The organism is Serratia proteamaculans (assembly GCF_946227095.1).
Lineage (GTDB): Bacteria > Pseudomonadota > Gammaproteobacteria > Enterobacterales > Enterobacteriaceae > Serratia > Serratia proteamaculans_E.
Window position 1 is genome coordinate 1 of the sequence record NZ_CAMISV010000027.1, and the last position, 9,087, is coordinate 9,087.

Consider the following 9,087-nt stretch of genomic DNA (forward strand, 5'->3'; position numbering starts at 1 on the left):
TCGGGGCTAAAATTACGTCTGTTACGTCCGGTCATAATGTCACCTTTTTTGACTATGAGGCGATGATATCACCTCTATTCAGGTGGCCAAATTCAGTGTGCCACTACACACAGCATCTCGGTGAACACTGGCAAACCACAGTAACAAAGGGTGATGGCCGTTACCATGCCAATACCCGCGAGCAGACCGAGTATCAGTATCCTGGTTGTATCCATGTGCAAGAGAGCAATCACGATAGGCTGGAACAGGTGGATTGGTGGCTGAAGTGTATGACATACCCGGATGTATATTTCCCGCTGGTGTTACCTGCAGGTGAGTCAACATTCGACACGCAAACATTTAAATATTATTTGCGCTCACAGGACGACTGGACGGACGTCTCTCTCTTCGAAGCCGAAATTATGCGCGAATGGTACGAAGACATGTGTAATAAGTAGCGCCGCACTGGAAAACTGCGTCACAGCGACATGGCAAACCGGTAGAAATGTGGCGCAGTCCGATGCATATTGTCAGAATTTAACCATCCAGGAAAGTTCGGTGGGTTCACCGATGGAGTAAAACCGTGTAAGCGGTTCATCTTCGACTCAGCGGCCACTTATCTATCACCACTACAGACATAGTCTGGCCAACTTAGCGTCACGATATCGCCTTTGATATACTCTGGTAACCAGCTGATAGAATCATCGTTTCGGCTTCTGAAGCCACACTCCCAGATTTCAAATACACGCCACCCTGCAGCATGTAGTTGCATCTTGACCTGAATGTCACGTTGCCTGTTGGCTGCAAATTTCTTCATCCAGAATTCTGGTCGGGTTTTTGGCGTCGTCGCATAACGGCATCCATCATGTCGATGCCAAAAGCACCCATGTACAAAAATGCACAATTTGTATCGTGGTAATACGATATCAGGTTTGCCCGGCAGACCGCTTACATGCAATCGGTACCTGAAACCTTGCGCATGCAAAAACCTCCGTATAATCAACTCCGGTTGCGTATCCTTCCCTTTGATACCGGACATCATTCGGGAGCGAGTTTTACGATCAACAACATCCATCAGATTCCCTCCTTTTGCCGTCTTCCCTGCACTTGAGAGATAGCATTGCCAGCATTCATTTTATGTTCGGTCAAAAAAGCATTGGTGTCTTGGCCTCAAGCTCGCTCTATATCGCACAACTCACTAAACTATCCATAAAAAACATCATGTATTTTTATACAGGGAACAATTTTGTGATAATCTGTCACTAATTTAACCCAGCAGGGATTATACATGAAAGAATTACAACCGATCGTCAAGCAATTGATGGAAGAGTCACAGCAGGCCACTCAAGCTCGCATGGTCGAGGATCTTGCTCTGCTACGAAAGGTGCTGGAAATCTATGACCAGAAAACAGTAGCAGATTGTTTACGTTCCGTCAGCGGCAATGACTGGACTCGAGAATCAGTAAATCGCTGGTTTAATGGTAAGGCATCGCCAAAGCAGCTTGTTGATGTTGAGGTGAAGATGCTCAAAAACATGCTGCCCGCCCCCCCAGAACACCACCCACATTACCAATTCCGTTTTATTGATCTTTTTGCCGGTATCGGTGGCATACGTAGTGGATTTGAGGCCATAGGCGGGCAGTGCGTCTTTACCAGCGAATGGAACGAACATGCTGTCAGGACCTACAAGGCAAACTGGTACAGCGACGAAAACGAGCACACTTTCAACTCAGATATTCGTGAAATCACCTTAAGTGATAACCATGAGATCCCAGAGTCTGAAGCGTATGCAAATATTGACAAACATATACCTCAACATGATGTTCTATTGGCAGGATTTCCATGTCAACCATTTAGCCTTGCGGGCGTAAGCAAAAAGAACTCGTTGGGTAAAGCTCATGGTTTTGAATGCGATACTCAAGGAACTCTTTTCTTTGATGTCGCACGAATTATAGCGGTCAAAAAACCATCTATTTTTGTGCTTGAGAATGTTAAAAACCTCAAAAGCCATGACAAAGGGAAAACCTTTAAAGTCATTCAAGATACTCTGGATGAACTGGGTTATGACGTTGCGGACGTAGATGTATCAGGACCTTCAGATCCGAAAATCATTGATGGAAAACACTTCTTACCCCAGCATCGTGAGCGTATCGTATTGGTCGGTTTTCGCCGTGACCTTGATTTAGCGAAGAATTTCACTCTGCGAGACATTCAGAAATTTTATCCTGCTGAACGACCTGCATTTAAAGACTTACTTGATGACGAAGTGGATGGTAAGTACATCCTCACAGTGAAACTCTGGGAATACCTCTACAACTACGCCAAGAAGCATCAGGCGAAAGGAAACGGATTTGGCTTTGGTTTGGTTTCACCAGAGGATAAGAACGCTGTAACCAGGACACTATCAGCTCGCTATCACAAAGACGGCTCTGAGATCCTTATCGACAGAGGCTGGGATAAGGAGAAAGGCGAGAATGACTTTAACGATGTCAAAAACATGGAAAATCGCCCCCGCAGACTAACTCCCCGTGAGTGCGCACGCCTGATGGGGTTTGAGAAACTGGGAGAATCAAAATTTCGCATACCCGTATCCGATACTCAAGCGTATCGTCAGTTTGGTAACTCAGTCGTAGTCCCGGTGTTTGCTGCCGTGGCAAAACTGTTAGAGCCATACATCCAAAAAGCGGTTAACAAAACAGACCTAAACTTAAAAAAAGCAGGTTAACGTAAGCAGGGCTGATAAAATATTAGCCCTGACCATTTCAATTTTTTCCTCTACGTGTAAATTAGCCTATCCACTATAGAAGGATTACCCTCATGGATAGCAGGCTAAGAGACATTTTTAGAGTCGCTGCGGGAAAATATCTGAAGGCAGTTGATGTCAAATCTTCTGGGTCAAATCAACATGAAATCGGAGGGCTGATTCGGGTCGGATTTGGTGAAGTACTAGGTAGACCAGAAAAATCTGAAAAGCTCGAGTTCGCCTGTAAGATGGTCTATATCAATGATGAAATGGAAGATCAGCTCATTGTGGATGATCGTGTCACATGGTATGACTGCCGTCTACCAAAGCGCCCTCCTGAGTACCGCTTATATTACCATGATAATCTGGTGACCGAACTTATCCAGGAGGGCGATTTCTTCCTGATTGCCCAACAGACAAATGGCACTCTCCTTATGTGCTTCACGCCAGCTGATACCTATATTGAAGCACAACTCCGACACATCTTTGGTCTGACCGGCATATTAGATGAAGAGTTTAAAGCCTCGGACATTGGAAACAAAAATTTTTCTCTGCCTGTACAATTATTACTCGAACAGGTCGGCATCACCTTTGAGCCAGAGCAGGAAGGAGATAAAGAATTACTGGAATTTTTGCTTGGGCGTTACCCAAATGGCCTTCCCAAGTCGCATGAATTTTCCGAGCTTGCCCGTTCACGCAAACCAGCAAACCCGCTCGAAGATCCTGATGATGCATTAATCATTTGGCTGACGGAAGAAGAGCATCTATTCAGAACCTATGAACGACATTTAGTTCGAGCTCGACTATTACAAGGATTTGGTGAGGACGGTGGTGATGTTGACGCATTCGTCGATTTTTCTCTAAGCGTTCAAAATCGCAGAAAGTCCCGTGTCGGATTTGCATTCGAAAATCACTTGGCTCATTTGTTTACCTTGTATGGCCTACAATTTGAAAAAGGCTCCTCCAAAAAAACAACGGAAAACCGCTCAAAACCTGACTTTCTGTTCCCTTCCTTCGAGGCCTATCACGATGATAAATTCCCTACGGATAATTTGTTCTTACTAGGAGCAAAAACAACCTGTAAAGATCGTTGGCGACAAGTACTGGCGGAAGGTGACCGAATTACAACCAAATATCTGGTAACCATACAACCTGGGATCAGCAGCGCTCAACTGGCAGAAATGAAAAGTAAATCATTACAGCTTATTGTTCCCGCCCCTGTACAGGAAACTTACCCTAGAGAAGCGCAGGAACAACTTTTTAGCGTACAAAGGTTTATCAAAAAAATCGGAGAGTCTTAATGGGATCAATGCACCCTACGCCAACTTGATGTGATTTTGATTCTGACATGAGCTTCATCACTGTTCACAACAAGTTTCCCAGCCTCTTCAGACTTGCGTTCTATCCGGATAAAATACAGCGATGAACCCAAGTCTTTTGAAATTTCCAAGGTATCTCCTTCTTTTGCACCCACATCTCGAAAGTAACGAGTCATATGGGTGATTCGATACTCGTTTCGGGTTCCTTTAGGATCATGAAACCGATTATTATAGTAGATAAATCGAAACTTTCTCCCTATCCCATCCTCATCCACACATTCGATCCACGCATCCGGGTTCTTGACTGTTGGATCGAGAACAGGAAGAAAGGCAAGCAATTCTGCATCTGTTTTAGGGACCAGAATCCCTGCTTGATGGGCCCCTGTAGTGCCTACATCATTTGCACTGAGTGCTTTACTAAAAGTTTCTTTCACTTTACCTACCTTGGTGCTATTTCTAAAGCTCGCTTAAGGTCCGTTACATCCCTAGTAGAAACCGGAATACTTTCGTTGGCAAGTTCACTTTTCCACAATGAGCGATCGATCATAACTTCTTCTACTGTGTCTTTGTAGAAAAGTCGAAAGACAGTGACAGGCTGCATTTGACCACGGCGATGAGCCCTGGCACTTGCTTGGGATTCTAACGCAGGGTTCCAAACGGGCGTGAAGTGAATCACAACAGTCGCGGCTGTGATGTTAAGGCCAGCACCTGCCGCTTTAGGATTCAAAACCAAGCATCCCGGGCCCTCATGAGCAGTAAAGTCATCGATAATTGCCTGTCGCCTGCCTTGAGGTGTCGCACCATTGATGGCTCCCCAATAAGCACTAGGGCAAGCTGGGAATGCTTCTCTCAGCAAGTCATCTATACAATTAAAAAGGGCGAAGATCAGTACCTTCTTACCATTGGAAAATGCCTCTTGAAGGAGTGCAACCACACGCTCCATTTTCGGAGTTAGCAAGGGATATGTATTCGTACGTGCAACTAACGCATTATCCCCATCCATAACTTCATCATCATGACGTAGCCATGGATGTGCGCAAACAAGCTGTAGCTGCAATGTGGCAACCATAGCACCGGCAATAGGGTATTTAGCCAATGTAGTTTGCCGAACTTGTAAATAGTGCTCAGCTAATTGATCATCCAGTTCAAGTGGAATATCGATATCAATTCGCTCCGGAAGGTCACCGGCCACATCAACAACTTTGCGTTTCAGGATTATAGGATCAGTGAATCGGCCGACCGCCTGTGCAGACTCAATACTGTCAGGATAAGTTGTTTCAAACTCATAACGCGAACCCAGCATACCTGGAATGGCAAAATCAGCTAACGACCAAAGGTCCAATAGACTATTTTCAACAGGGGTTCCTGTCATGGGTATCGTTCGGCGACGAGGAATGGTACTAATCGCCCGACGTCGATTCGAATCTGGGTTCTTGATTGCCTGTGCCTCATCGCAAATCACCCAATCCCATTCGAAAGAAGAAAATATTGATATATCATTTACTATCGTGTCGTAGGTGGTAATCACAACACTTGCTTTTTGTAGCCCACGATAAACTCCTGTCCGGTCAGGTCCACGATGGACCATTACTGACATACCTGTTGCAAAGCGTGCAAACTCCCTTACCCAGTTAGCTATCAAGCTGGTTGGGCATACAATAAGTGCAGGTGCCGTAACCTGTGGAGGTTCAATCATCAGCAATGCAATAACTTGCAGAGTTTTGCCCAACCCCATTTCATCCGCAAGAATAAGCCCTCCAGTGTGACTGATTGTCTCCCACATCCAACGAACGCCGCGCGCTTGATAAGGAAACAGAGTTGCAGTCAGTCCAGATATAGTTATCTCATCTTCCAACTCATCAGCAGAGACTCTTCCTATTTTGAAAATATTATCGTTTGGAACAACTCTCATCATAGCTCCTGCTTGACGTACCAGCTGGATGGCCTCGCTATACGAAAGTGCGCTAGGGTCTAGACCTTTTAACATCTCAAAGAAGATTTCCACAGCATCTCGTGGAAGAGGTCGTATCGTTGCACCATCAACTACCCATGAATGCCTATTATCCGGTGCCATATAGATATTATTAACACCGCGCAGTACTCGAGCACCTGCGAGGTGTGCTTTAATGTTTCCACCCTCCTTGTCAAGGACTATGACTGGATCAATCACCCGCTCAGAAAGAGCGAAATCTTTCGGCGGGTTCGTTCGTAATTCCTCAAATGTATTTGGTGAGTTATTAAGGTGAATCATGGCAGGCCTCCATTTGACTTTTCAGTTCTTCGATACTGTATGGGAGAGGCCTTCTCGTGTGAACCGCACGATGACAACTTGGACAAAGTGGCACTAAATCAACAAGTGGATCATAAGAACGAGATTCTATGAGTGATGCCAAAGGCTCAAGATGATGGACCTCAATAATCGAGCCAGCCTCGCCATATACCTTCTTCGGTTCAACTCCACAGGCTTTACATTTCTCACCATGAATTCGAATACACAAAAGTCGGTTACGTGGGTTTCTTTCTCGCCGATTTATTACCGATCGACGGATCGCACCTTCAAAAGCTGGTAGATCGTTGTCTACCGATTCTTCAACGATGTCATATCCAATGAGTTCAGCCATAGCTGCCATTATCGGCACAATTACGTCTCGGCATGTTGAAATTACCGCCATATCTTCGAACGGATGCTCCAAATCACGAAGTGTAGCTGTCATTTGGAACGCACCATCCATAACCTTCCATTCAGAAATATTTTGCCCATAAATTTCAACAACAACACCTACACGTATCGATGTCACCAAGGCTCTAGCAAGTTGAATATCCTCAAATGAAGCTTTTTGGATCTCTGCAATTACCTCTCTAGAGAAGTTACCGAACGTAAGAACAACTTGGTGACCTTTCAACCCATATGGGCGAAGTTCTGCCACCGGACCATGTTTCTCATCCAGATCTAGGAACCATATCTGTAAGCTGGAACGTATCCCGCTCAAGTCAACCTTTGCGGCTATTGCAGCACCGGTCCCCTCTTCCAGCTCTCTAACAATTAGGTTTTTTTTATTTGCAATCATATCAATCTTCTTTTGAGACTAACTCTCCTACCTCAGGATCTGGTAGCTTTCGCAAAAGTTTCCGAAGATTGTTAGATATTTCATTACGTATATCTTCAAATATTGGCTCAAGTTCTTCATTAGTATTGTTTTGTTCAGCTGCAGCGAATGCCCAAAGCAACAGATCCATTCCTTCAACTGCAAAGCCATTTGAAGCAGTTCGCTGATATATTTTCTGGTAGAAGTCATGATGTTTGTTCAACAATACCGAGGGCACATGGCCACTATCTCCGGTACTGCGAAGTGCCGGTTGCCAAAGCTCACCAGTTGTAATGCTTTCTACGGCATCAACATAGATGCTATCAGGGCTTACATTGTTTTGTACGGGAAGCTTAAGCTTTATCTTAGGCCCCATGTTATTCGAAACAATTGCAGATTGCGTTGCTGGATCAACAGAGCTCACCTGTACTTTTTCAGCATTGCTAGTATCCGCAATATTTTTGTTTGAACTTGAATGATCAATCCCTGAGGTATTCACCCGCTCACGATTTTGTCTGCGATATCGTCTCTCTGCTTCCCGATAAATTGGTCGGAGTAGCTCACGTAATCCATCTTCGAGATCGGGATGAAAGAGTATTCGTGATTTCTTAACATCAATCCTGAAAGCATCATCAAGTTTGTGCCCAAAATCAAATTCTATACGTAACAGAGAAGTATGTGGCTCAGGTGCACTAAAGACATCTAGCCAACCGCCGTCCTGGATCAAACGACCTTCGCGATAAACATAGAACCCTTGTGCTCGGTTAGAGATCCTCGCGTATTTTTTTTCTTCGTCCTTGGACATATCACTTCGATGAGGCAAAATCCATGCTTGAATATTTGCGGTTTCCTCCGAGCCATCCGGAAGTTCGATCAGAAGAGTTTGCTTTTTCTCGACCAAGGTCTTTTCAGAACGTTCAGGGTAGAATGGGTTCCATGGTTCGACAGGTGTCTGATTAATCAGAATATCTATATCGCGTTCACGCTTATCCGCTTTGTCGAGGAAACGATGGTATACAAGAGAGAAATGTTTTGAGAGGCTTTCGGCTAACCGATTAATCGCCTGTTTCTCCTTACTCCCGCCTGGCTCGTAGTCCTTGGTTAGAATCCTGTCGCAGTTTTCCCAGATGACGAGAGTTCCAGTATCGCCACACAGTTCACGAAACATTTCATCTTCATCTGATGTCACTGGCTCACAAAGCATTTCCCACTTCTCACAGGATGCTACATGATCAAGATCCCAAGCAAGTTTTGCTAGCCGCTGCTCCGCAGATTTTCGCGAAATTAGGGTATACTTTAGGCAAACTGAGCTCGATGCAGTCTTCAAACCCAGACCAAATTTCCCCAAGCTCTCGAGATTTTCCCGCTCAGGGGCTCCATAACGCATAGCCTTATGGACCTCTTTGGCATCCATGCCTTTCCCGTTGTCGCCAAAATAGACCTTCTTACGGCCGTCATTAAGCAGAATAATCTCAACGTTAATCTGATCTGCTCCTGCAGCTATAGAGTTGTCAATAATATCTGCCGCCGCCGTTTTCACGTTGTATCCAGTATCTCTGAGACCAAATATTAGTCTTGGAGCATCAGGTTCATTTATAAGTGGATCATCTTCAATATTATTCTCTAAGAAATTATTCATTTTTAACCCAAAGTTGATTACATTCATTTGCAAGACATCTTGTCTGCGCCAGACTCAGTGTAATATTATCCGCCAGATTGGTAGATGGTCAATCAGTGTAAATAGTTATCCGGAAGCGATAAAACAGATACTTAAAAGGATGTACACCACAACCCCTCCCTTACGCTCCTGAAAACCCATCTATCGCATCGTACTCCATCACACACGAAATTTTATTGACGGTGTTTGAATAGACCCTAGTTTCCTAGACTGTTCCGTGCCTCATGAACCAGGCACTTTCATAAACTGCAGGGGGTTGATCCTCACAGGCACTGTGGCGGC

8 protein-coding genes are annotated in these 9,087 nt (G+C 44.8%); 3 read left to right on the plus strand and 5 right to left on the minus strand.

Annotated elements, in window-relative coordinates; all coding sequences use genetic code 11:
* A partial coding sequence (locus tag OC597_RS26505; protein WP_262211151.1) for a hypothetical protein occupies nt 1–437 on the plus strand: 437 nt, incomplete at its 5' end.
* Between the two features lie 158 nt (nt 438–595).
* On the opposite strand, the gene OC597_RS26510 is transcribed toward OC597_RS26505, so the two are convergent.
* Entirely contained in the window at nt 596–1,054 is a 459-nt protein-coding gene (locus tag OC597_RS26510) for a very short patch repair endonuclease (RefSeq protein ID WP_262211153.1), read from the minus strand.
* 246 nt (nt 1,055–1,300) lie between these two features.
* On the opposite strand from OC597_RS26510, the gene OC597_RS26515 reads away from it, so the two are divergent.
* Nucleotides 1,301–2,704, plus strand: a complete 1,404-nt coding sequence (locus OC597_RS26515) for a DNA cytosine methyltransferase (RefSeq protein WP_262211160.1) — start codon at nt 1,301–1,303, stop codon at nt 2,702–2,704.
* Nucleotides 2,705–2,796: 92 nt separating this feature from the next.
* Nucleotides 2,797–4,023, plus strand: coding sequence for a type II restriction endonuclease (locus tag OC597_RS26520; RefSeq protein WP_262211154.1), 1,227 nt, complete (start codon nt 2,797–2,799; stop codon nt 4,021–4,023).
* 5 nt (nt 4,024–4,028) lie between these two features.
* Here OC597_RS26520 and OC597_RS26525 read toward each other — a convergent pair whose 3' ends face one another.
* Genes OC597_RS26525 through OC597_RS26540 form a run of 4 tightly spaced genes read right to left on the minus strand, consistent with a single transcriptional unit; the run spans nt 4,029 to nt 8,793 of the window.
* Entirely contained in the window at nt 4,029–4,475 is a 447-nt protein-coding gene (locus OC597_RS26525) for an EcoRII N-terminal effector-binding domain-containing protein (protein WP_262211155.1), read from the minus strand.
* Nucleotides 4,476–4,480: 5 nt separating this feature from the next.
* Complete coding sequence (locus tag OC597_RS26530) at nt 4,481–6,292, minus strand: DEAD/DEAH box helicase (protein WP_262211157.1); 1,812 nt, start codon at nt 6,290–6,292, stop codon at nt 4,481–4,483.
* Nucleotides 6,279–7,109 (minus strand): HNH endonuclease, encoded by an 831-nt coding sequence (locus tag OC597_RS26535; RefSeq protein ID WP_262211158.1) that lies wholly within the window; start codon nt 7,107–7,109, stop codon nt 6,279–6,281. The genes OC597_RS26530 and OC597_RS26535 overlap by 14 nt, the downstream gene beginning before the upstream one ends.
* A gap of 1 nt (nt 7,110) precedes the next feature.
* On the minus strand, nt 7,111–8,793 hold the full coding sequence (locus OC597_RS26540; protein ID WP_262211159.1) for an ATP-binding protein: 1,683 nt from the start codon (nt 8,791–8,793) through the stop codon (nt 7,111–7,113).
* Nucleotides 8,794–9,087 lie beyond the last annotated feature (294 nt).